Raw genomic sequence first — 407 nt, 5'->3', positions numbered from 1 at the left:
CGGGCCGTCCGGGTGCCGCTTCGCGCGGCGCCCTGGGGGTATGCCGTCCCCAGGAGCAACGGAACTGACGCACTGCCAGTGCGGTGCGGTCCGGGGCGGCCGAAAATACCCCGGCCCGTTGTCGGAGGCAGGCCGTAGGCTTGCCCGCAGGCGTCCCACAGGAGGAGCGTTTTGACCCCACCGAAGCCGGTCCGGCAGCCGGAGTACGAGTACCAGTCCCTGCGCATGCCACGCGGGACGTCCCGCAACGCGGCACGCCAACTACTCACCGATCACGCCGAGTACGGGCACTGGGAACTGGACAGGCTTCGCCTGTTCCCGGACGGCAGCCGCACCGTGCTGCTGCGCCGGCGGATCATCCGGCAGGTCCGGAGCTGGTGACGGCGGACGCGCGGCGGGCAGGCCCG

At 72.2% G+C, this 407-nt stretch carries 1 protein-coding gene; it reads left to right on the top strand.

Features of this window, described 5'->3' with window-relative positions; genetic code table 11:
• Window positions 1–171: 171 nt before the first annotated feature.
• Window positions 172–381, top strand: coding sequence for a DUF5703 family protein (locus ABD308_RS36240; RefSeq protein ID WP_037846781.1), 210 nt, complete (start codon window positions 172–174; stop codon window positions 379–381).
• Window positions 382–407 lie beyond the last annotated feature (26 nt).

Origin of the sequence: Kitasatospora putterlickiae, assembly GCF_039527695.1 — a bacterium.
GTDB classification, from domain to species: Bacteria; Actinomycetota; Actinomycetes; order Streptomycetales; family Streptomycetaceae; genus Kitasatospora; species Kitasatospora putterlickiae.
This window is presented reverse-complemented; position numbering and strand designations above follow the sequence as displayed.